This window comes from Pseudomonas sp. GNP013 (genome assembly GCF_054343995.1).
In genome coordinates this window covers 2116139-2138636 of sequence record NZ_JBTGUT010000001.1, presented here as the reverse complement: position 1 = coordinate 2138636, position 22498 = coordinate 2116139, and the positions used below count along the sequence as shown (strand labels likewise).

At 57.4% G+C, this 22498-nt stretch carries 16 protein-coding genes, 2 pseudogenes and 1 riboswitch; of the genes and pseudogenes, 7 read left to right on the top strand and 11 right to left on the bottom strand.

Features of this window, described 5'->3' with window-relative positions; genetic code table 11:
* Positions 1-11 precede the first annotated feature (11 nt).
* Positions 12-707 (top strand): pirin family protein, encoded by a 696-nt coding sequence (locus ACXX81_RS09545; protein WP_209982200.1) that lies wholly within the window; start codon positions 12-14, stop codon positions 705-707.
* A gap of 259 nt (positions 708-966) precedes the next feature.
* Here the strand turns inward: ACXX81_RS09545 and pgm are convergent, their stop codons facing one another.
* The 4 genes from pgm to ACXX81_RS09525 form a co-directional block, all read right to left on the bottom strand.
* A complete protein-coding gene (gene pgm / locus ACXX81_RS09540; RefSeq protein WP_458571567.1) occupies positions 967-2610 on the bottom strand; it encodes a phosphoglucomutase (alpha-D-glucose-1,6-bisphosphate-dependent) in 1644 nt (547 codons plus the stop codon).
* A gap of 103 nt (positions 2611-2713) precedes the next feature.
* Positions 2714-4120, bottom strand: coding sequence for an aminotransferase-like domain-containing protein (locus ACXX81_RS09535; RefSeq protein WP_458571566.1), 1407 nt, complete (start codon positions 4118-4120; stop codon positions 2714-2716).
* Positions 4117-5550 carry a hypothetical protein gene (locus ACXX81_RS09530; protein ID WP_209982206.1) on the bottom strand — a complete coding sequence of 478 codons (1434 nt, stop codon included), beginning with the start codon at positions 5548-5550 and terminating at the stop codon, positions 4117-4119. Before ACXX81_RS09530 ends, ACXX81_RS09535 begins: the two co-directional genes overlap by 4 nt.
* 727 nt (positions 5551-6277) lie before the next feature.
* Positions 6278-7291 carry a zinc-dependent alcohol dehydrogenase family protein gene (locus ACXX81_RS09525; RefSeq protein ID WP_231421348.1) on the bottom strand — a complete coding sequence of 338 codons (1014 nt, stop codon included), beginning with the start codon at positions 7289-7291 and terminating at the stop codon, positions 6278-6280.
* A 247-nt stretch (positions 7292-7538) separates the two neighbouring features.
* Between ACXX81_RS09525 and ACXX81_RS09520 the strand changes: the two genes are divergently transcribed.
* The 3 genes and pseudogenes from ACXX81_RS09520 to ACXX81_RS09510 all read left to right on the top strand — a co-directional run bounded on the left by ACXX81_RS09520 (position 7539) and on the right by ACXX81_RS09510 (position 10823).
* Positions 7539-8453 carry a LysR family transcriptional regulator gene (locus tag ACXX81_RS09520; protein ID WP_231421349.1) on the top strand — a complete coding sequence of 305 codons (915 nt, stop codon included), beginning with the start codon at positions 7539-7541 and terminating at the stop codon, positions 8451-8453.
* Positions 8454-8894: 441 nt separating this feature from the next.
* Positions 8895-9917: pseudogene (locus ACXX81_RS09515) on the top strand (methyl-accepting chemotaxis protein); the annotation flags it as partial.
* A gap of 33 nt (positions 9918-9950) precedes the next feature.
* Positions 9951-10823: a methyl-accepting chemotaxis protein gene (locus ACXX81_RS09510; protein WP_458572573.1), complete on the top strand. Its 873-nt coding sequence runs from the start codon at positions 9951-9953 to the stop codon at positions 10821-10823.
* Positions 10824-11774: 951 nt separating this feature from the next.
* Here ACXX81_RS09510 and ACXX81_RS09505 read toward each other — a convergent pair.
* A complete protein-coding gene (locus ACXX81_RS09505; RefSeq protein WP_458571565.1) occupies positions 11775-12545 on the bottom strand; it encodes an ArsR/SmtB family transcription factor in 771 nt (256 codons plus the stop codon).
* A gap of 74 nt (positions 12546-12619) precedes the next feature.
* On the opposite strand from ACXX81_RS09505, the gene ACXX81_RS09500 reads away from it, so the two are divergent.
* Positions 12620-13780, top strand: coding sequence for a cytochrome P450 (locus ACXX81_RS09500; RefSeq protein WP_458571564.1), 1161 nt, complete (start codon positions 12620-12622; stop codon positions 13778-13780).
* Positions 13777-14121: an antibiotic biosynthesis monooxygenase family protein gene (locus ACXX81_RS09495; protein WP_024670766.1), complete on the top strand. Its 345-nt coding sequence runs from the start codon at positions 13777-13779 to the stop codon at positions 14119-14121. Before ACXX81_RS09500 ends, ACXX81_RS09495 begins: the two co-directional genes overlap by 4 nt.
* Before the next feature lie 27 nt (positions 14122-14148).
* On the opposite strand, the gene tnpC is transcribed toward ACXX81_RS09495, so the two are convergent.
* The 5 genes and pseudogenes from tnpC to ACXX81_RS09470 all read right to left on the bottom strand — a co-directional run.
* Positions 14149-15684, bottom strand: a complete 1536-nt coding sequence (gene tnpC / locus ACXX81_RS09490) for an IS66 family transposase (protein ID WP_458571563.1) — start codon at positions 15682-15684, stop codon at positions 14149-14151.
* A 61-nt stretch (positions 15685-15745) separates the two neighbouring features.
* Positions 15746-16081, bottom strand: a complete 336-nt coding sequence (gene tnpB / locus ACXX81_RS09485; RefSeq protein ID WP_255871927.1) for an IS66 family insertion sequence element accessory protein TnpB — start codon at positions 16079-16081, stop codon at positions 15746-15748.
* Positions 16078-16410, bottom strand: a complete 333-nt coding sequence (gene tnpA / locus ACXX81_RS09480) for an IS66-like element accessory protein TnpA (RefSeq protein WP_217661320.1) — start codon at positions 16408-16410, stop codon at positions 16078-16080. Before tnpA ends, tnpB begins: the two co-directional genes overlap by 4 nt.
* 411 nt (positions 16411-16821) lie before the next feature.
* Complete coding sequence (gene mntP, locus ACXX81_RS09475; protein ID WP_458571562.1) at positions 16822-17388, bottom strand: manganese efflux pump MntP; 567 nt, start codon at positions 17386-17388, stop codon at positions 16822-16824.
* Positions 17389-17393: 5 nt separating this feature from the next.
* Positions 17394-17561, bottom strand: a riboswitch (yybP-ykoY riboswitch).
* 320 nt (positions 17562-17881) lie between these two features.
* Positions 17882-18508: pseudogene (locus ACXX81_RS09470) on the bottom strand (FAD-dependent oxidoreductase); the annotation flags it as partial.
* A 362-nt stretch (positions 18509-18870) separates the two neighbouring features.
* On the opposite strand from ACXX81_RS09470, the gene ACXX81_RS09465 reads away from it, so the two are divergent.
* A complete protein-coding gene (locus ACXX81_RS09465) occupies positions 18871-21156 on the top strand; it encodes a TonB-dependent receptor domain-containing protein (protein WP_458571561.1) in 2286 nt (761 codons plus the stop codon).
* A gap of 166 nt (positions 21157-21322) precedes the next feature.
* On the opposite strand, the gene ACXX81_RS09460 is transcribed toward ACXX81_RS09465, so the two are convergent.
* The gene (locus ACXX81_RS09460; RefSeq protein ID WP_458571560.1) at positions 21323-22447 is read right to left on the bottom strand and encodes an ROK family transcriptional regulator; all 1125 of its coding nucleotides are present in this window, start codon (positions 22445-22447) and stop codon (positions 21323-21325) included.
* Positions 22448-22498 lie beyond the last annotated feature (51 nt).

Sequence of the window (22498 nt, the reverse complement as noted above, 5' to 3'; positions counted from 1 at the left end):
AGGAGACGATCATGCTAGAACTTCGACCTTTCACTTCCCTGGGCGGCGCTCACCACGGCTGGCTTGACGCCCATCATCACTTTTCGTTTGCCGAGTATCACGACCCCAAACGCATGCACTGGGGCAACCTGCGCGTATGGAACGACGACATCATCGCGCCGGGCAGCGGTTTTCCGCAGCACTCGCACCGGGACATGGAAATCATCACGTATGTGCGCGAAGGCGCCATCAGCCATGCCGATAACCTCGGCAACAAGGGCCGCACCGAAGCCGGTGACGTGCAGGTGATGAGTGCGGGCACCGGGATTGCCCACAGTGAATACAACCTGGAAGCCACGCCGACGAAGATTTTCCAGATCTGGATTATTCCCAATGAAGCCGGGCTGCCACCGTCGTGGGGCGCCAAGCCGTTTCCGCAGGACGGTCGTGAGGGCTTCGTGACCCTGGCCAGCGGCAAGAGCGGCGACAGCGAAAGCCTGCGCATACGCGCCGACGCCCGCCTGGTGGCCGCCAACCTGAAAGCCGGAGAAAGTGCCGAGTACCAACTGGACGGCGGACGCCGCGCCTATCTGGTGCCGGCCACGGGGGTAATTGAGGTCAATGGCGTGCGTGCGCAGGCGCGAGACGGTGTGGCGGTGGAAGATGAGCCAGTGTTACGGGTAACCGCGATTGAAGACAGCGAGATTGTGCTGGTTGACCTGGCCTGATTCACATGGAAGGCTCCGGCAAGTCTTCGACTTAGCGCTGTCGCGCAGCAAACTGGAGTCTCTGTGGCGAGCGGGCTTGCCCCGCGTCGGGGTGCGAAGCGCCCCCAATCAGCGAAAACGCGGAATACCTGATACTGCGCAGAGTCTGCTTTTGGGGCTGCTGCGCAGCCCAACGCGGGGCAAGCCCGCTCGCCACAACAAGCACGCTCGCCACAGGATGTAGAGAGGGCGTGCCCTCTCTGACATGGGTGTTGCGGGGTTATTGAGAAATAGCGCCATCAACCAGCACTTGCGCTTCCTCCACCAGCTGCTTGAGGTGATCTTCGCCGATAAAGCTCTCGGCGTAGATCTTGTAGATATCCTCGGTGCCTGATGGCCGCGCGGCGAACCAGCCGTTTTCGGTCATCACTTTCAAGCCGCCAATGGCCTGGTTGTTGCCCGGCGCGTGACTGAGAATCTGCTGGATGCTCTCCCCGGCCAATTGGGTGGACGTGACCTGCTCCGGCGACAACTTGCCCAGCAGGGCTTTCTGCGCCGGGGTGGCCTTGGCGTCGACGCGAATGGCAAACGGCTCGCCCAGCGCATCGGTGAGGCCACGGTAGATCTGGCTCGGGTCCTGGCCTTTGCGCGAAGTCATTTCGGCCGCCAGCAAAGCCGGGATCAGGCCGTCCTTGTCGGTGCTCCACACCTTGCCGTCCTTGCGCAGGAACGACGCACCGGCACTTTCTTCACCGCCAAAGCCCAGCGAGCCTTCGAACAGACCATCGGCAAACCACTTGAAGCCCACCGGCACTTCATACAGGCGACGGCCGATTTTCGCCGCCACCCGATCAATCAAGCCGCTGCTGACCACGGTCTTGCCCACGGCCGCATCGGCACGCCAGTGGGGACGGTTCTGGAACAGGTAGTCAATCGACACCGCCAGGTAATTGTTCGGTGCCAGCAACCCGCCGGACGGCGTCACGATGCCGTGGCGGTCGTGGTCCGGGTCGCAGGCGAACGCTACGTCAAAGCGTTCCTTGAGCCCGATCAGGCCTTGCATGGCGTAGCTGGAGGACGGGTCCATGCGGATCTGGCCGTCCCAGTCGACACTCATGAAGCGGAAAGTCGAATCGACTTCGGTGTTCACCACGTCCAGATTCAGCCGGTAATGCTCGGCAATCGCCGACCAGTAGCGCACCCCTGCTCCACCCAGCGGGTCGACGCCCAGGCGCAGGTCGGCGCTGCGGATGGCATCCATGTCGATCACATTGATAAGGTCCGCCACGTAGGTGTTGAGGTAGTCATGGCGGTGGGTGGTGTCTGCCTTAAGCGCCTGGGCGTGGGTAATACGCTTGACCCCGGCCAATTGGTTGGCCAGCAGCTCGTTGGCCTTGGCTTCGATCCACTTGGTGACGTGGGTATCGGCCGGCCCGCCATTGGGCGGGTTGTATTTGTAGCCGCCGCTCTGCGGTGGATTGTGGGACGGCGTGATGACGATGCCGTCCGCCAGGCCACTGGTACGGCCGCGGTTGTAGCAGATGATGGCGTGGGAAATCGCCGGCGTCGGGGTGTATTCATCGCCCTCGGCGAGCATCACGTGCACGCCATTGGCGGCAAGCACTTCCAGCGCGCTGGCGCCGGCCGGGGTCGACAGTGCGTGGGTATCCAGGCCGACAAACAACGGGCCGTTGATGCCCTGGGCTTCGCGGTACAGGCAGATCGCCTGGCTGATGGCGAGCACATGCCATTCGTTGAAGCTCAGCTCGAAGGAGCTGCCACGGTGCCCGGACGTACCAAAAGCCACGCGCTGGGTGGAGATCGCTGCATCAGGCTGGCCGGTGTAATAGGCCGTGACCAGTCGCGGGATATCCACCAGCAACTGAGCTGGCGCCGGTTTGCCCGCAAAAGGACTGATTGTCATGCATGAACCTCGAAAAGAAGACGTCGGAAAAAGGCAGTTTACTGGCACTTGGACTACTGCGCGACGGTATCGATCCTACCTCATGATGAGAAATTTCACGCAGCTAGCCCTGGTGTGCCTGGCGCAGTCCCTCGCCCAGCGCAGCCAGGGCTGTGTCCAGGTTGGGCAGACCATGGAACGTATGGCTCAGACGCAGGTGCTGATGGTGCAGGCCGCTGATACTGAACAGCTCACCGGGCGCGACGACGACGGCGCGGGCCAGCAGATACTGGAATACCTGGCGCATATCCACTGTCCTGGCTGACTCCAGCCAGAATGTCGCGCCGCCCACCGGCATGCGGTATGTCACCAGGCTTCCCAGATGCTGGTCAAGAAGCTCACTCATGGCGCTGGCCTGCTCGCATAATAATGCGCGCAAATTGCGCAGGTGCAGGTCAATGCGCCCGCTGTGATACAGCCGCGCAATCGCACGCTGACGGATCGCCGACAGCCGAAACGAGCGCAGCAGAAACTGGCGCTGCAATTGGCTGCTCATGTGCCGCGATAGCAGATAACCGTAGGACGCTTCCAGCCCGAGGATTTTCTCGAACGAGGAGAACACGATCAGCCGCTCGGGGTTGACCAGGTCACGCAATGCGGCCTGGGTCGGCACGAAACTCAATTCGCCGTACAGGTCGTTTTCCAGCAGCCAGCAACCGTAGTGGTCCAGCAGCTGCGCCAGTTCGAGGCGGTCCTGAGGTTGCACGGCCACCCCCGCCGGCAGGCTCACCGACGATGACATCAACAGCAGTTGCACGGACTCCTCGCGCAGTGCCCGTTCGAGCAACACCAGGTTCAGACGACCCGCGTGCAGCCAGGGCAATTCGATCACACGCACGCCGGCATCCTGCAGCAGGCGCAGGATCAACCAGTCACAGGGCGACTCGACCAGCACCGTGGAGCCGCGCAACCCCAGCACCTCGATGAGGATGGAGAGCACGCCGCGCAGGTCGGCCCCCACGTACACGTCATCCGCGTGCCAGCAGCGCGTGGGCGATGAGGTGTAGCGCGCCGCCAGCGCCGCGCGCAACTCCCACACGCCGCACGACTGGGAACTGTGCTGCGACTGACGGGGATACTGGCGCACCAGCTCGCGCTCCAGGCGCAGCAAGGTGTCGTCCAGATTCGCCAGCAAGGCCGGTTCATCACCGCTGAGCACCGCCATGGCCGGGCTGCGGGCCGCCACGTAAAGGCGTTCGAGCAAGTCGCCGCTGGCAAACGTCGCGGTGCTGTTGGCAAGGGGCCAGGCGTAATACCCCGATTTGGCCACCGAATACACGCGGCCCTCTTTCTCCAGCAGCGAATACGCATACTGAATGGTGGAGATCGAGACATTCAGGCGCTGGGACAGCTCGCGCAGCGACGGCAGCTTCACTCGCGTATCGGTACTCACCTCGTTGATCAGGTTGATCATGTAGCGATACACCGCCTGGTAAGCGAAGTCCGCTTGTCGCGCGCCACGCAGTGTCATCGAGCGGACAGCTGCCGAGCCATATCGTGACCGCTCAGGTTGCCTTCAAGGTCGTGCTCGCGCGCACTGCTACCGGGCAGCAGGGTCATTGGCCGCTGACGATACAGATGCTGGAGCAAGGGCAACGGCAACCCGCTGGCAACGGTCACCCACTGTTGCAGCATCTCGGCCGCCGGCTTGCCCTGCAGCACCTTGTGCAGTTCGGGCAGCGCCACGAGCATGCCTGGATGGCACTGGCGCAGGTAGCTTTCGAGCCGTTCGCCGTGATGGATAAACGGCGAAAACAGCAGGCAGATCAGCTGACTTTCATCCTGCCCGAAAAACTGCCGGGCGTAGTCGGTGGACGCGGCGCGCCCTTCACTGCTACCGGCCTGGGCCAGCAGTTCCGGCGGAATCTGCACATGATCGAGCTGCTCCTGCGCCAGCAGCAGGAACTCTTCAACACCTTCCCCATACGGCAATTCGCGCAGGCATTCGGCCTTCAGGCCGCGCAGGTGCGCCATCAACACGGGATTGGCAAACGCCGGATGGCTGAAATGAAACCCCAGGGGGTCTGGGGTATAGGCCATGAAATCGGTGAGCAAAGGTGCACTGGCAGGGTCTATGCCTTCAAGCAAGTCGGCAAAGCCGATATACGCCAGGGGACGGTACCCGCCGATGCTGATGTCAGCCCTGGGCTGATAGTGCTCGCCATACAGATCGCGATAGAAGTCTTCGCTCCATTGGTCCATTCGCGCAAACAGCCGGTCGAGGGACAGGGGCCTGGCTGCCCGGGCCTTGTCCGAACCGGCCTGAGCCGCCTTTTTCAGCCAGGCCAGCAGTTGGCTCTGTTTACGCCCGGAGTCGCCGCTGACCAGCACATGCACACCGCCGTCCCACGCGGTGACACGCTGGTAGAAATCCCCCAGGGCGAGGTAGGTATCGTTGCACAGCGTTGCACAGATATCGCCGCAGCTCAGGTGCCCGACCATCAACCGGTTGCGTTGCGCCGCTTCACAACCCTGGGTCGATACCGGGCGCTGATGATTGAATGGCAGCACCTCATGGTTTTCCACCATCAGCAGTTCCACGCGGTCATCGTCATGGAAAAACAGACGGCTGTAACCGTTGTGGATGGTATCGAGTGTGCGCTGGGTCATGCCGGCATGGCGCAGCGTGGCGACCCGCAGTTGGAACGTCGTCGGTGATCGCCCGGCGATGCTCAATTGCGCCGCGCGCAGCATCGCCAACGTGTAACTGCTGACCTCACCGCCGCCGTGGGCGACCAGCACCTTGTAGGCGCCGATATATTCCATGCCCCCGGCCGCCACGACAATACGCTGGATCAATAATTGAAGCGCCGTACGTTCCGCGCGACTGAAGTACCCGATCAATCGTTGCTGAACTTGCTGGTAAACATACGTCATGGCCTGTTCGTGAATAGCGCTCATCGCTCTACTACCTGAGTTGAAATATAAGTTTCAAACAACTACCAACGCGAGTTGCTTGATGTATTGAATTGCCAGGAACGTCGCTTTAGGTACCGTATTGACAGTGAATCAACACTAGCACCTTGCAAAAAATCGACATCGACTGTGCAGAGCGTCCACCCGGGCCTCCATGGCCTCGAGCGCCGACACACACGCCACCCACGCAGGGATTGACGACCTTCCTAGGAGTATTCAGACAATCTCCTACATTCCTTTAACCCCGAATTAAAAGATCCATCCGACAAATAAAATTTGTCAGGCAGTGTTCCATGAATGTCACTTGATCGAGCGTCAGCATAAAACTGTCTGCCCCCTGAGCCCGCCGCAAATGTTCCATTATTAACGGCAGCAGAAAATACCCGCTGCCGTATCAGTGCATCAATCATCACTCGGTCCTTGAGTTGAAAGTAAGAACACAATTATCAAGGCTGGAATAATGATTAACAGATACAGAAGCTGGCCGAAAACCAGTTCAGTTCAGGTTCAAGCACAAGGTGGATCACCCGGACACGACGACGCCGCGCTGGAATTCAGGGCGGCGTTCGGGGCAAAGGTATCGTTTACGGGACTGAGGGGCGATTACACGCAGTGGAAAACGCGCAGGGTAAGCCCTGTCAAATGGCGCTTTTGTCCCATACGCCAAGGGCAAGGAACAGCCGATTACGAATGTTCCTACACACGAAACAGCTTAAACTTGCAGCGCCACCCGCTCACGGCACGGGCATTCGTCCATATAACGGTGCGCTTCAACGAACTGGTCGAAGGCAAACACTGTGGTTTTCAGCGGCACCAGCACACGGTCAGCGGTCAACTGGTTGATATCACGTAATGCCCGCTGCATGGCGACCTGGTCCTGGATAATGCCCAGCTCCGGTTTGCCGGTGAAATTGCCGATGCAGTGCACAAAGAACTGAATGTTCTTCTGGAACGCCGCACAGGCCGGAAACGGTGTCTGATTGCCGCCCTGCAGGCCATAGAGCACCAGACTGCCGCGCGGGGCCAGCACGTCGCCAAGCAACGACATCTGCGGGCCGCCCAAGCCATCGAACACCACGTCGACGCCACGATTGTCGGTGAACTTGTTGATTTGCATCAGCAAGTCCTGCTCCTCGGTGACGATCACCTTTTCCGCCCCGAGGGACAGCAGGTAGTCACGCTCGGCGCTGTCCTTGGTCGCCGCAATCACCCGCACACCCAGCGCCTTGCCCAGTTGCACGAAAGACGGGCCGGCGCAGTGGCTGGCGTCGGTCACCAGGGCAAACTGGCCGGGTTTGACCCGTGCCAGGTCCATGTAAGCGAAGTAGGCGATCAACAGCGGCGTGTAATGCACGCTGGCTTCAATCGGGCTCAGCACATCCGGGTAACGGGTCAGGGCCGAACGGGGCAGGACGATCTGTTCGCCATACACCGGGTAATCATTGGGGCTCTCGGCCGGAAAACTGGCCACTTTATCGCCCACCGCCAGGTCATCCACGCCGTCGCCGAGGGCGACCACCACGCCGGCCATTTCATGACCAAGGCCGGACGGCAAACGTGCATGGGAGGACGCCAGGTTCTGGCGCCACAGGATGTCGTACCAGCTGATGCCAATCGCCTCGACACGCACCTGCACTTCGCCCGGTGCGGGCTGCGCGGCTGCATGCTCTTCGCATTTGAGCACCTCGGCCGGACCAAACTTGTGAAAACGGATCGTGCGGGACATCGCAAACCTCGTCAAAGTAACCTCTAATGCCATGAACTTTATCTGGGCTTTGCGGGTAAGGCCACCGGTCGCCATTAATAGTCGACATGCTTGTCATTGATTCCGCGACTAAGCTACAGACCTCAGCTTTCGTAGGAAAACTCAATTATCTTGTGCAGAGTATCAGCCTTTCCCCGTAAGATTCATGCCGGTCGTTGTTTACACATGGCCGCTCTCGTCAAGTTTGCAGACTCTTCCAGGACACAAGATGAACCGTAACGACCTGCGTCGTGTCGACCTTAACCTCTTGATCGTATTCGAAACCTTGATGCATGAGCGCAGCGTGACCCGCGCTGCCGAAAAACTGTTCCTCGGCCAGCCGGCCATCAGCGCCGCCCTGTCGCGCCTGCGCGGGCTGTTTGACGACCCGCTGTTCGTACGCACCGGCCGCAGCATGGAGCCCTCGGCCCGCGCGGTCGAGATCTTCGCCCTGCTCTCCCCGGCCCTGGACTCGATCTCCACCGCCGTCAGCCGCGCCGCCGAATTCAACCCGGCCACCAGCACCGCCGTGTTCCGTATCGGCCTGTCCGACGACGTCGAATTCGCCCTGCTGCCCCAACTGCTCAAACGCCTGCGCGCCGAAGCCCCCGGCATCGTGCTGGTGGTGCGCCGCGTCAACTACATCCTGATGCCAGGCCTGCTGGCCTCGGGCGAAATCTCCATCGGCGTCAGCTACACCGCCGACCTGCCCGCCAACGCCAAGCGCAAGGTCCTGCGCCGCAGCCTGCCCAAACTGCTGCGCGCCGACAGCGTGCCCGGCTCCCTGAGCCTGGACGACTTCTGCAGCCGCCCCCACGCACTGGTGTCGTTTGCCGGCGACCTGAGCGGTTTTATCGATGAAGAACTGGAAAAGCTCGGTCGCAAGCGCCATGTGGTGCTGGCCGTGCCGCAGTTCAACGGCCTGGGCACCTTGCTGGCGGGCACCGACATACTCGCCACCGTGCCCGACTACGCCGCCGAGGCCCTCACCTCGGCCGGCGGCTTGCGCGCCGAAGACCCACCGCTGCCGGTGCGCAGCTTTGAACTGCACATGGCGTGGCGCGGGTCACAGGATAATGATCCAGGGGAGCGGTGGTTGAGGTCGCGGATTCAGATGTTTTTCGGGGATCCTGACAGCCTGTAATGGAATTCCGTTAAATCCCATAAACCCTTTTTATAACAAAAACTTACTGGTCACTTAAGTCCATCGCAGTCTGTCTAAATCCAATGGATTCCACGACCCTTGGGGGCAAATTTCGGTTCCTTGAAAAGGATGCCCCCATCGATGCCCTCAGATAATGCAGTTGTTTTCAAACGAAAACACAGCGATGCCCTGAATAGCCCCGCATACAAACGGCCCTCATCATCTCAGCAGCCCACCACTGATTGTTGGCGCATCATGCGGCCGGGGATGCGGTTAGCTCTTTATTAAATAAATATTCATAAATGGCTGAAGGCCACAAATCACGGGGCTCCTGTGGCCTCCCTCATTAGCTTGCGAGCTAACTTTTGTCACGTTAACTATCAAGTTACCTGACTCAGCGCCGATTCACGGGCATTCCGAAAAATCAAAGGCACACCCGTAATGAGCGCAAAGTGGTTGGACAACTTGAAAGTCGGCAAGAAGCTCGGACTGGGCTTCGGTGCCATTTTGCTGGGCGTGCTGGCCGTCGCCGCAATCGGTTACTCCAGCACCAACCTGCTGATCGAGCGACTTGGCAAGAGTGGCAAGGTCTCCGAGATCAAGGCTGATGTCCTGAACGCCCGCATCGCCGCACAAGGCTACGCCACTGCACCGAGTGCTGCGGGCGTGCAAGCCTACAGCGGTGCGCTGGATACGCTGAGCCGCAGTGTCGGTGAGGGCATTGGTCTGCTAGCCGCGCCGAGTAATCTGGCTAAGCTGCGCTCCATCAAGGAGCAAGTCGGCGGCCTGAAGCAGACGTTCGATCAATTGGTCAGCATCAATCATAAAGTCGATGATGCCTTGAAACCCTTGATCAAGGTCTCGGACGACGTCAGTGCCACTTTCGAAAACCTGCTGGAAAAGACCATTGACGACACATTGCGTGCTCCGGATGAAACCGGCATAAAACAAGTCAAAATCGCTGGTGACTTGCGTAACGGAATGACCAACTTCCGGCTGGTGTTTCGCCGCTATCTGAGTGTCCCGTCAACCGATAACCGTCAAGCGACCTACAATTCGGCCGACGCGCTGATCGCGCAGGTATCGGCTGCTCGCAGCGAATTGCCAAACCAGGCGAACGCCGCTGTAGACACCGCGCTGAATGCGCTTAAGCAGTACAAGGTGCTGATGTCGTCGATCTCGGAAATGCTTCAGCAGGCCGATCAGGTTCGCGGCAATCTGCAACAGCAATCCGTCGCAATAGCTGTTGTGGCCGATGATGTGGCGGCACAGCAGATTATCAGCGCCCAAAAAGAAAAGAACAGCGCTGTCGTTCAGTTGTTGAGTGTCGCGCTGGTGGTCTTGCTGATTGGTATCGTTGCTGCGCTCCTTATCACCCGCCAGATAACCTTTCCATTGAACGATACGGTCATTGCCGCGCGCCGTATTGCTGATGGTGACCTGACCCGGGACACCAGCACGACCCGTCAGGACGAACTGGGCTTGTTACAGAACACCATGCAGCACATGACCGTTTCCCTGCGCGGCCTGATCGGGGGCATCGGCAACGGTGTCACGCAGATCGCTACAGCGGCCGAGCAGTTGTCTGCTGTCAGCGCGCAGACAAGTACAGGCGTCACCCTGCAAAAAAACGAAGTTGACCAGGTCGCCACCGCCATGAATGAAATGGCCTCGGCCGTACAGGAAGTAGCGCGGAACACCGAAGACGCTTCGCGGGCCGCCAAACAGGCAAGCGAACGTTCTGCGCACGGCAGTAATGTGGTGCAACATGCAGCAAGCGAAATTGGCCAACTGGCCGATGAAGTGAAGCATCTGGGCGAAGCCATGCAGCGCCTAACCGAAGACAGCAGCAAGATCGGCAACGTCATCGACGTGATCAAGGCTGTCGCCGAGCAGACCAACCTGCTCGCGCTCAACGCCGCCATCGAGGCCGCACGCGCCGGTGAGCAAGGTCGTGGTTTTGCTGTAGTGGCCGATGAAGTGCGCTCGCTGGCCCAACGTACCCAGAACTCCACAAGTGAAATCGAACTGCTGATCAACACTCTACAACAGCGCACGAGCGCAGCATCAGGTCTGATGGACGCAAGCCTGCAACGTACCGAGGGCACCGTAGTTCTGGCTCGTCAGGCTGAACAGGCATTGATTGATATCAATCAGTCCATCGGCACGATTGAACAGATGAGCCAGCAGATTTCCGCCGCTGCCGAACAACAGAGCGCAGTGACCGATGAAATCAACCGGAGCGTGCTCAGCGTGCGTGACATTGCTGAGCAGTCTGCATCCGCAACCGAGCAGAGCGTCGCATCGACTGCAGAACTGGCGCGCCTGGGCAGTGATTTGCAGAGCTTGGTTGCGCGTTTCAAAATTTAGGTATCCAGAGTCAGACGCCTCGTGAAGCGGTCACCAGGCGATCTGCCGCTTTTGCGCGCGCATGAACATCCAGCTGCCGGAACGCTTGCCCTTGCATCACTTAACACTGGCATGCACCGTCGGGCCTTTTGAGCCACCTCCCTTCCAACTATTTATTGCGAGTCGTTAGGTGCTTGATTTTTTATCAGGCGGATCTCTGGGAACCCGTGCACCATCAGCGCCAGGGGCGCCGTCGGCACCTGGTGTCCCGCCAGGGCCAGCCGCACCACCCTTGCCGCCAGAGCCTCCCTTGCCGGGTTGAGACCCGCTGCCTCCAGCACCACCGGCTCCACCCGCCCCGCCCTGGCCGCCGTTACTTCCTCCAGCGCCACCATTACCGCCCGATCCACCATTGCCCGCTAGTTGCAGTAGCGGTGGTGAACCGGTGATTACGTGAGTATTGAACTCTTGGGCAATAGGGGCTTTGCTTTGAGAAGCATAAACTAATGAGCACGCTGCGAACGCTACGCTTATAGCAATTACGCCGGTTACAATTTTCATTGTTGCTCTCCTATTAGACGGGCCAAAACACTGCCTGGATAAGTTAATGTCGCAACGCCACTCTTGGCATTATTGCAACAGGGGCGAGGTGGCCCGTATTTCAAGCTAGCGAAGAAATATTTTGTTGCAATGGTAAATCTGTCTGTTCGCTGAACATAAATCTATTCGTGGGCTCGAAGCGCTGATCCTTAACAGAGTCGACTACGGTTACCGCTGCGGACCTTTGGCAAGGCATTGATGAGCCATGCGCTTCGTGTATCTGGCACTTTCTCAGCGGTTGTATGTCAATCATGTATGAACGCCACGTTAGTACGTCATCAGTAAGCGTCCCGCTAATACACGTTGATTTTAGATATGGCACGCGAAGCAATGCCCGCTTCTTGATAGATGCTTAGCTGAAGGGATTAGTAATTATCGTGCCGGCAAAGCCGGCTCGGCGGGACGTGTCGCATTCCGCACTACTGATCTCTCTATCTCTTTGTTTTCCAGCATGATCCCGAATCGGCCAGACAGCTCCTTTCGGCCCTTGGATGTCAATGCGAGTGCCCGACTATCAAGGTCTTGGATAACCCACTTGCGGCTTATGACCGTCTGTAGAAAAGCCGCTCCGAGTGCTCCGGCAAGATGAGGGCGCCGCATGCTCCAGTCCAGGCAGGAGCACGCGAAACGACGCCGTTGTGCCCTTACTTTTTCTATCTCGATACCGAGATCGGTCATGGCTTTTTCGCCGCTCATCGTGAGCTGATACATAGGCTCCCCAGAAACCGGCACGGTTAACCAGCCTGACTCCATGAAATGGTCGTGCAGTTGTACAGCCAGTGTTCCCGCCATGTGGTCATAACAGGTACGCGCGAACTGCAATCGGGTTGGGGTCGTGGACACAGATCGTGTATCTGCGTTTTGGCTGATCACCATGAGGGCCTCAATAGCCTGGGCCACTTGCGCGTCAGCCAGACTGTAGTAGCGATGCCTGCTCTGCGTGTGCAACTTTACCAACCCGTCCTCTTTTAGTCTTGCCAAATGCGCGCTCGCCGTGGATGCACTCACGTCGGCGATGACGGCCATTTCGGTACTGGTACGGGCGTGGCCGTCCATCAGCGAACAAAGCATTTTCGTCCTCGCTGGTTCGGCAATAGCGCCGGCTACCCGAGAAATCGCGGTGTCATTGCTTAGAGCATCCATATTTCGTTCCTGAGCGAATCGTCACCATGGAGGATGTTCGATAGTAGTCGTTCTTTGTGAACAGGACTTCCGGAATGACGCCTTTTGAAGCAGCTACCCATACTGATCCCTACGTTTATTACTCAGGTCTCAGGCAACAAAACGGCCTGCTATTCGATGCAGACCTTCGTTTATGGATTGCAAGTAGTGCCAAAGCTGTCGAAGCCATTCTGGGGCATCCCGACTGTCGGGTGCGTCCGCTAAACGAGCCGATTCCTCCCGCGATTGCGCAAGGCGTGGCAGGGATGATTTTCGGTCGTTTGATGCGCATGAACGAGGGCCCGCATCACCTGTGCCCCAGGATGGCTATCGAACCTGCCTTGGCCTCTGTCGAGACAGATAGCATCGCAGACATCGTGTCACGTGTGGTCGAGACCCTCGATAACCCGGTTGAAAACCTAGATGAGTTGATGTTCACGTTACCGGTTTCCGTTATTGCCGCCTTGATAGGCCTTCCATCCAGCCGGCTACAGGAAGTAGCGAGGCTGACACGGGATTTTGTCGCCTGCCTGTCGCCGTTAAGCGACGAAATTCAACTCGGTGAAGCTAATTCCGGGGCCACTCGACTTAGTCAATTATTCAGCGCGCTGCTGAGTAACGACGATGAAAGTAGCCGCTTCTTAAGCCATATCTGGAGCGGATGCGAAGCCACCGCCTGGAGAGATCATGATGCATTGATCGCTAACCTGATCGGCCTGTTGTCACAGACCTGCGAAGCCACCGCAGGCCTGATCGGCAATACCCTTGTAGCGCTCCATCGTAACCCTGATCTGATTAAAGACATGCAACCTAAGCAGATGCTCGTTGCAGACTTGGTGGAAGAGGTAGCGCGCTACGACTCGCCCGTGCAAAACACCCGGCGATTCGTTGCGAAGCGATGCACTATCGGGAGCAGCGTCTTGGAGGCGGGTGATACCGTTCTAGTGTTGCTCGCTTCAGCCAATAGGGATCCCTACGCGAACCCAGATCCCGATAGACTCTTGGTCAAACGAACGCAACGACGAACCTTCAGCTTCGGCTCAGGAAGACATCAATGTCCAGGCCAGCAACTTGCATTGACTATCGCCTCTGAGGCGATTTTGGCATGGCTGCATCGACAACCAGCCTCATCTGCTCGTCCTTACCGGTGGAGTTATTTGCCCTCCCTTAATGGTCGCATCCCTCATTTCTATCGTGATCGGGAAACTCAGCAATGATCGCAGTTATCTTTGAAGCATGGCCTCATGAGGAGCAATACCAGCGGTATCTTGACCTTGCCGCTGAACTGAAACCATTGCTAGCAGAGCTGGATGGTTTCATCTCAGTTGAGCGTTTCCAAAGCCTAAGTGAACCAGGAAAGGTTCTCTCACTGTCATTTTGGCGTGACGAGGAAGCTATTAAGCGGTGGCGCGGCCTTGAGCTACATCGTTCGGCCCAATTAGCAGGCCGTAGGCAGGTTTTCGATGACTATCACCTGCGCATCGCCCAAGTAGTTCGAGATTATAGTCTTGAGGATCGTGATCAAGCGCCGAGCGATAGCAAACAAGCTCATCAATGAAAGAACTGCTTTGTGATCTTTTCCATTTCAACGGCTCCGTGGCAGAAGCCAGTTATGTGGCAGTAAATCTGCAATCTTACTTGCGCGCTGAGTTGGCAGACGCGTAAGTACATCCTTCAAATAGGCATACGGATCATGCCTGTTGAGCCGTGCAGACTGGATTAAACTCATGATCGCTGCCGCCCGTTTGCCGCTGCGTAGCGATCCTGCAAATAGCCAGTTCTTGCGTCCAAGAGCCCACGGTCGGATTTGGTTCTCGGCCCAATTGTTGTCAATGGGTACAGCCCCGTCATCAAGGTAGCGCGATAGCGCTGCCCATCGTTTCAAGCTGTAATCCAGGGCTCTGCTGATGGCCGAACCTTCAGGCACGAGATCGCGCTGGCCGATCATCCAGGCATGCAGCCTTTCCATCACCGGTACGGCTTTTTCTTGCCGTATTCGTTGCCGTGAATCTGGCTCCAGGTCGCGGACTTCACTCTCTATTTCGTAAAGCAATTGGATATAGCGAAGAGCTTGTTCGGCGAGCGTGCTTTTGTTCGTGGCATGCAGTTCGAAGAACTTGCGCCGCGCATGGGCCATGCAGCCGATCTCCGTCGCCCCGAGTACGAAGCTGGCCTTGTAGCCACCAAAATCATCGCAGACCAGATTGCCCTTCCAGCCTCGCAGGAAGTTGCGAGCGTGCTCACCGGCACGGCTAGGGCTGAAGTCGTAGACGACAGCCGATGTTTTGCTGAATTGGCTGGTAGCGTAGGCCCATACATATGAACGATGGGTTTTCTTCGAGCCTGGAGCGAGCATCTGCACGGGTGTTTCATCGGCGTGGATGACGTGCTGCTTGAGTACCACGTCGTGCAACGCATCAACCAGAGGCTGCAACTGCACGCCCGTCACACCTACCCATTGGGCCAATGTTGAACGTGGAATCGCCAAGCCGGCTCGGCCGAAAATCGACTCCTGGCGGTAAAGTGGAAGATGGTCGGCAAACTTGGCAATCATGACGTGCGCCAGAAGCCCAGCGGTCGGGATGCCCTTGTCGATGATCTGCGCCGGAACCGGCGCCTGAATCAGTGTTTCGCGGTCATCGCAGACCCATTTGCCACGGATGTGGCGTTCAACGGTAAATACGCCCGGCGTGTAGTCCAGTTTCTCGCTGACGTCTTCACCTATACGCTTGAGTGCGCAGCCGCATTGGCAGTGAGTATTGTCTGGTTCGTGATGGATCAATATGCGCGGAAACTCTGCCGGCAACGCCGTGCGCTTGGGCTTCTGCTTTTTCTCGGTCGCCGCTGGCACTGTCTGCAACGCCTGAAGCTCTGCTTCAATCGCCGCGATATCGGTATCGATCAGGTCATCTAGCAGGCTGGCCTGCTCAGGACTCATCTGCTCGCTACGCTTGGCAAACTTCAAACGCTTAAGTTGGGCAATCTCGTGGGTCAGTTTCTCGATGAGCGTTTGATCGCGGTTGATCTTCTTGCCCATGGTTTCGACCTGCGACAGCAACTGCGCTGCTAAGGCACGCAGCTGGTCGGGGGACATTTGGTCGAGATTAGGCGAAGAGGTCATGCTGCCGACTTTGCCAGAGCAGGCAGTTCGCGGCGATCAACCGATAGGCTAATGGCAGCCGTTAAAGCAGTGTGATCGAGCCGCCGGAACTCACTCGTTGCCATGGCAGGCCCAATACCAAGGCCTGGAGTTGCTCGGTGTCCAACTGCATTTCAGAGCCATGACGAACGCTTGGCCAGTGGAACCTACCCTGGTTCAACCGACGTGCAGCTAGCCAGATACCGAAACCATCATGCACCAGAACTTTCATGCGCGTGGCGCGGCGGTTGGCAAATAGATAAGCACAGTGCGGCTTCGCCGCACCGAACACCGCGATCACCCTGGCTAGCGCAGTTTCGGTGCCTGCGCGCATGTCCATCGGATCGGTGGCGAGCCAGATGGAGTCGATGCGAATCATCGCAGCAGGTCTCGAAGAAAGGTCGCGCAGGCCGCAGCATTTTCTGTTGGCCAGTTCACTTTGACAGTGCCACGCGAGTGCTGGATCTCAACGCAGATATTCGATGATGCCGCTTGCGAGTTTGCTCCTGCCAGCGGTAGGGGTAATGGAAGAAACGCAGGTTGCAGTGCCGTGTTTTTCTGCGTGTGTACCCGAATCCATTTGTGCACGAGGTTTGTGTTGAGCCTATGGCTGAGCGCGATGCTGGCAATCGAAGCGCCGGGCTGGGCACACTCTTGAATGACTTGGGTCTTGAAGGATTTGGAATAGGAACGGCGTGTTTGCTGCATGAAATACCCACTTAAAAGGCTAGAATTGGTGCCCACTTAAATTAAGTGCACACCATGTCTTGCCTTTGCGAGGACGGGTAGATGACTTGGCCGGACGCATACTCTACACCCAATGAATTCGCGACCATACGCTAGCGAGTATTCCGCCCCCTGCATGCCGAAAAGAATCTAAAAGAACCAGCCCGACCAATTCCTGAATATATAAATTGCCAGAAAAACAATCCAAGAAATCGCCAGAAGCACAGTGGCTGCAACCCATCGAAGACCCATTACTAAATCCTATTTTTGACTCTTCTTCACTATAAATTCAGCGAGAGCAAGCAAGACGAAAAACAACTTCACGCTGGTACAGAGAGGCCTTAAACCCGCCCTGTAAGGCCTTTATTTTCGGCGAGATAAGTCCAAACTAAATCATGCCACGGACAAATGTTCATAGAGGATAGTAGAGCCAACTAGCACCAACACCAACCCACCGATTATTTCAGCGCGCTTACCAACCATTGTTCCAAGTACACGACCCAACATCACGCCTGTGGTCACCATTACCGTGGTGGCAATGCCAATTGCCGACGCAGCAACCAGGATATTCACGTTGACGAAGGCAAGCCCGACTCCCACGGCTAACGCGTCAATGCTGGTGGCGAAAGCGGTAACGGCCAAAATGAGGAACGAGTGCTGGTTAGGTTTTTCTTCCTCTACATCTTCATGTTTTAGCCCGTTGTAGATCATATGCAGACCCAACGCCAACAGTAGGGTGAAAGCAATCCAGTGATCCCAGCTTTCAACGTATTTGGTGGCTACTTGACCAATGCCCCACCCTACTACAGGGGTTATAGCTTCAATCACACCAAAAATAAGACCCGTACGCAGAGCTTCACTTAAACGTGGCCTATGAAGACTAGCGCCTTTGCCTATAGCCGCAGCAAAAGCGTCCGTGGACATAGCCAAAGCAAGAAAAACGAGGGAAATTGGATTCACGGTTCACGTCCAGTCGGGCTTTGAGTCAACGACGCAACCACACGCCCGACTTTAGGCATGGATGCATCGTTGGTCTCGCCAACCGGAAGGTGTTCGTACCACGGCATGGTGCCGAGAATGTTGACACGAACGCTCTTAAACCGAAGTCAAGAGCAGGCTACTCCCCAACAAGGGACGCCAATATGGCCTCATGGTTGTCAAAAAAATGTTAAATTCCAAAGCTGTTTGGTTACATCTCGCTAGATTGCGCTGGAGAACTGGCCCTCGCGCGATCGGAGGCGGGCGGCAAGGCATGTCACTTTCCAGTTGGGTGGCAATGGGATGGTTTACTGGTTGCGCCCCGGTACTTGCTCACGCAGGAGTAATTGCAGGACGCGGGGTCAGCTCAGCCACCAGGCTAGCGTTGACGTCTTTCGCCAGCAGGCTCGCTCCCACAGTAATCGCGCGCAAAAAACCGGCCTGTGTTTCAGCCGGTTTTTTTATTCCAACCGTTTCAGAACGACGCGTCCTTCAACCCATCGAGGTACCGCTCGGCGTCCAGGGCCGCCATACAGCCGGCGCCGGCCGAGGTAATGGCCTGGCGGTAGACGTGGTCGGCCACGTCACCGGCGGCGAAGATGCCGTCGATGTTGGTGGCTGTCGCGTTGCCTTCACGGCCGCCCTGCACCACCAGGTAACCGTCCTTGGCGTCCAGCACGCCTTCGAACAGCGAGGTGTTCGGGGTGTGGCCGATGGCGATGAACACGCCGTCGACTTTCAACTCGTCGAAGCTGCCGTCGTTGTTCTTCAGGCGTGCACCGGTCACGCCCATGTTGTCGCCCAGGACTTCGTCCAGGGTGGCGTTGAGCTTGAGGATGATCTTGCCTTCAGCAACACGCGCGTGCAGCTTGTCGATCAGGATCTTCTCGGCGCGGAAGGTCTCGCGACGATGCACCAGGGTCACGGTGCTGGCGATGTTGGCCAGGTACAGCGCTTCTTCCACGGCGGTGTTGCCACCACCGACCACGGCGACCGGCTTGTTGCGATAGAAGAAACCGTCGCAGGTCGCGCAGGCGGACACGCCTTTGCCCATGAACGCTTCTTCCGATGGCGGGCCCAGGTAGGGAGCGCTGGCGCCGGTAATGTCATTCTTCGTCCAAGTTCTGCGCCAGAAAAACCGCCAGTTCAAGCGGACTTCGGCTATCGCCTACAAGTCATTCATTTCAATTCAGCCTAACCAACATAACGTCTGTTCAGCCGAGCCAATGCGCTCATCAGCCAACGTTATCCATTAGCCGGGCCTGATCGTTCGGGTTCGCAACGTTGGTAATAATTACTACACAATAAGTGTACTAATATGCCCTCCCAGCGGACATAGGGCTTCGCAGGATGCGTCAGGTTGCGCAGTAGACGCGATTGCTTGCCCTGCAGAACCGAGCAACGCCCGCAAACACCGCCCAAGGCAAACGCGTTGGTACTCCTATTTTCTGAGGAAGGCTGTCGATGAGGACAAAATACAATTCCTGCAAGCCAGTTCGCTTGCAGGTAGGCGTCAAACATTGGGTGCCCTTTTGTGCGCTTGGTCTTGTCAGTGCGATGGCTCAGGCGGCAGATACTCCTGACGCCTCCGCCTCGACAGCAACCACCACCCTGGGCACCGTGTCAGTGATTGGCCAGGGAGAAACGCGCCAGGTTCAGCGTGTCGATGAAACAACCGTTAAACGTTACTCCGCAGGCACCAACCCGCTGAAGACCTTGCAGAGCATGTCTGGCGTAAACTTCCAGTCCGGTGATCCTCTGGGCCGTGAAGAGGGCAGCCAGCGCATCAGCTTGCGCGGGTTTGATATGCATCACTTGGGCTACACGCTGGATGGGGTAACGCTGGGGAATATGAGCTTCGGCAACTTCAACGGGCTGAGCATTACGCGCGCCGTAATCCCGGAAAACGTGGGTTCGACCGTTGTCGCCGCAGGCATTGGTTCGTTGGGAACCGCCTCCAACAGCGATCTGGGCGGTACCATCCAGTTCACCACCTCCGACCCGGATAAAGAGTTCGGTGGCCGGTTGTCCCAGACCATGGGCAGCTACGACACCAGCCGCACCTACATGCGTGTCGACACCGGGGAGTACAACGGCCTGTCGGCGTATGTCTCGGGTGAGAAGTACGACGCCAACGCCTGGAAGGGCAATGACAACCCGCAGAAATCAGACGCGATCAACGCCAAGGTTCTGTATAAATTCGGCGACAACCGCATCAGCTTCTTCCACAGCAAGTCGGACCATGAAGAAGCCAACCTGATGTCGCTGTCCAAAAGCATGATCGACCGACTGGGCTACAACTACACCTATTACACGCCCGATTGGACCCGTGCGGTGAATGCCGCTAACGGTATCTTCAGTGGTGGCGTCAAAAGCGCCGCAGAGGGTGTCTACAACGCCAGCAGCTTGCGCTATGACGAACTGGATATCCTGAAGGGCAATTTCAGCCTCTCGGATAACCTGGTGCTGGATACCACCGTTTACCATCACCATAACTCTGGGTTTGGTAACTCGTATTATCCGTTCACCTACAATACCGGCACCTCAGTAATCCCCGCGAACGCATTGCGCAGTACCCAATACGGCATTGATCGAAACGGCTTTCAGACCTCCCTCACCGCGTTCCTGGGCCAGCATGAGGTCGAGGGTGGATTCTGGATCCAGTCCAACAAGAACAATGTCGGTCGCTATCTCTACGACACCACCGGACACGAGCCCCAGAACCATATCGTCACGACCAATGGTTATGGATTATCGGCCACCATATTCGATCAGTCTTACAACGACCTGACGCGTCAGTTCTACTTGCGTGATACGTACACGCTGCTGGACGACCGTTTAAAACTTGAATTCGGTGCCAAAAGCACAGTGACGACCACGACTGCTGAAGGAAAAGTCGGATACGCGAGCGGATCACTGGAAGCCAGCGATCACTTCCTTCCTCAGTTTGGTGCGACCTACAAGCTTAATGACGAAGATGAGGTGTTCGCCTCTTATTCGCAGAATATGGCTGCCTTCCCTTCCGGGGCCTACAGCCCATTCAGCAATACTCAGGCAGCGGTCGACGCACTCAACGGCTTCAAAGGCCTCAAGCCGGAAACCTCCACGACGATTGAAGCCGGTGTTCGGCGCACGTCCAAGCACTACATTGCCTCGGCCACCGTCTATAACACCCAGTTCGACAATCGCCTGATCGCTATCGCCAACTGCACCGGGATCTTCATCTGCGCCAATGGCGTGGCCAACGTAGGCTCGGTAACCAGCCGAGGTGCTGAGTTCGCCTTTGCTTTGATGCCTGATGAACATTGGCGTTGGTCCAACTCGCTTTCGTATAACCACAGCACCTACGATGACAACTACACCAGCAATGCGCAGACGGTGAATGTCAAAGGCAAAACGGTCGTCGATACCCCCAGGATCATGTACTCAAGCGGCCTGGACTGGAACTGGAACCGCTGGAGCGCGGGCCTGCAAGGTACTTACATGACCAAACGTTACTTTACCTACACCAATGACCAGAGCGTGCTTGGTTACTGGTTGGCCAACGCGAACATGGCGTATGACCTGGGAGCATTCGCGGGCCTGAAGGACACGTCCGTTGCATTGAACATGGTCAACTTGTTCGATAAACGCTACATCTCTACGCTGAATACCGATGGCAGTGCGGCCTCCGACCCGAATGGTGACCTGCAACTGTTGCAGGTGGGAACGCCGCGCAGCGCTTTCGTTACGCTCTCAACGCGTTTCTGATTCAGCAAGACGTTTGATGAAGCATGGGTTCACATAAATAACAGTGCAAAAAAGACCCCGTCGCCTTCAAGCGCCGGGGTCTTTTTTTGGTTGGTCAGTCCAGAATCACCACAGCCTTCACCGCCTGGAGCAATCAGCGGCCAAGCACCAGCCTATGCCTGGCTGGCTACAGGAAGAAACGCTCTTTCAAAGGGATCAATGCAGCACCAATGGCGGCGGCATCGCCGTTGCTTTCGGTGAGTAACAACTTGGGCCTGGGGGCGGGCGTTCCATAGCGCGGTGAGCCCCAGAAACTGACATTGTCGATCAGTCGACGCCCGAGTTCGGCAGGCACCTGCCCACCGAATACGATGGCCTGCGGATCGAACAATCCGGTGAGGGTATTGATCAAGCGATCCAGGCCCGGCCGCACATGCTCGACCCACTCTTCGACACCCGGCCAGTTGGCGTCGAACCGATTGCGCAGGTCTTCGATGGAATCAATCTGGATATCCTGCTTGTGCAACGCATCGATCAAGTAGCGCAGCGCCGGGCGGCGCTCGACTTCATCGTGGGTGTACAGCATGATTTCACCAGCATTGCCATGGCTGCCGAAGTACGGCTTGCCGTCAATGACGATGCCGGTACCGAAGCCATAGTTGAACGACAGGTAAATGAAGTTGTTCGCCCAGGCGCCGACGCCGATGAGACTTTCACCGATGGCCCCGGTGGTGGCGTTGTTCTTCAACCAGACCGGCATATCGAGGGCCTGCTCCAGGAGCGGACGCAAGTCGATCAGCGACCAGTCCTGAAGGGGTTCCGGTGCGTTCACTCGCCCTTCGTCGACAAAGTAGCCGGCAATCGCCACCCCGACACCCAGCAGATGATCGCGGCTCAGCGCGTTGCGCTGGAGCATGCGATCAATGACTTTGCTTAGCGCATCCAGGGTCGAATTCAAGCTCAGGGGTGGGGTACGCAACGTGACCTCTTCGAGGACATTGCACGCAAAATCGGCGATGCAGACGACCGCCGAATCAGTATTAATGGAGATGCCCAGTACATAAACCGCCTCGTTGGCGAGTTCCAGGCGCAAGCTGGGCTGACCGCGGCCGTTTTTGATGGCCTGACCCGTGCGGATGAAGCCCCGGCTGATCAGGTCTTCGATGATCCGGTGCACGGATTGCTGTGCGAGATCCATTTCCGCCGACACGGCGGCTCGGGTGATTCCTCCACTGCGCCGCAAGATATCGAGAATTTTGCGCTCGTTCAGACTGGGGTGGTAATCGCGCTTCAGGCGTTGTTCTGCGTCCATGAGTCAACTATGCAATAAGTAGATTTTCCGGTAGCAGAGCAGTCTAAAGCC

Excerpts from the sequence above, each read along its gene's own strand:
- ACXX81_RS09535 (WP_458571566.1), bottom strand. The coding sequence starts at position 4,120 with ATGACACTGCGTGGCGCGCGACAAGCGGACTTCGCTTACCAGGCGGTG.
- ACXX81_RS09500 (WP_458571564.1), top strand. The coding sequence starts at position 12,620 with ATGACGCCTTTTGAAGCAGCTACCCATACTGATCCCTACGTTTATTAC.
- ACXX81_RS09530 (WP_209982206.1), bottom strand. The coding sequence starts at position 5,550 with ATGAGCGCTATTCACGAACAGGCCATGACGTATGTTTACCAGCAAGTT.
- ACXX81_RS09460 (WP_458571560.1), bottom strand. The coding sequence starts at position 22,447 with ATGGACGCAGAACAACGCCTGAAGCGCGATTACCACCCCAGTCTGAAC.
- ACXX81_RS09545 (WP_209982200.1), top strand. The coding sequence starts at position 12 with ATGCTAGAACTTCGACCTTTCACTTCCCTGGGCGGCGCTCACCACGGC.
- ACXX81_RS09520 (WP_231421349.1), top strand. The coding sequence starts at position 7,539 with ATGAACCGTAACGACCTGCGTCGTGTCGACCTTAACCTCTTGATCGTA.
- tnpC (WP_458571563.1), bottom strand. The coding sequence starts at position 15,684 with ATGACCTCTTCGCCTAATCTCGACCAAATGTCCCCCGACCAGCTGCGT.
- ACXX81_RS09495 (WP_024670766.1), top strand. The coding sequence starts at position 13,777 with ATGATCGCAGTTATCTTTGAAGCATGGCCTCATGAGGAGCAATACCAG.
- pgm (WP_458571567.1), bottom strand. The coding sequence starts at position 2,610 with ATGACAATCAGTCCTTTTGCGGGCAAACCGGCGCCAGCTCAGTTGCTG.
- ACXX81_RS09525 (WP_231421348.1), bottom strand. The coding sequence starts at position 7,291 with ATGTCCCGCACGATCCGTTTTCACAAGTTTGGTCCGGCCGAGGTGCTC.
- tnpA (WP_217661320.1), bottom strand. The coding sequence starts at position 16,410 with ATGCAGCAAACACGCCGTTCCTATTCCAAATCCTTCAAGACCCAAGTC.
- tnpB (WP_255871927.1), bottom strand. The coding sequence starts at position 16,081 with ATGATTCGCATCGACTCCATCTGGCTCGCCACCGATCCGATGGACATG.
- ACXX81_RS09465 (WP_458571561.1), top strand. The coding sequence starts at position 18,871 with ATGAGGACAAAATACAATTCCTGCAAGCCAGTTCGCTTGCAGGTAGGC.
- ACXX81_RS09510 (WP_458572573.1), top strand. The coding sequence starts at position 9,951 with ATGCAGCACATGACCGTTTCCCTGCGCGGCCTGATCGGGGGCATCGGC.
- ACXX81_RS09505 (WP_458571565.1), bottom strand. The coding sequence starts at position 12,545 with ATGGATGCTCTAAGCAATGACACCGCGATTTCTCGGGTAGCCGGCGCT.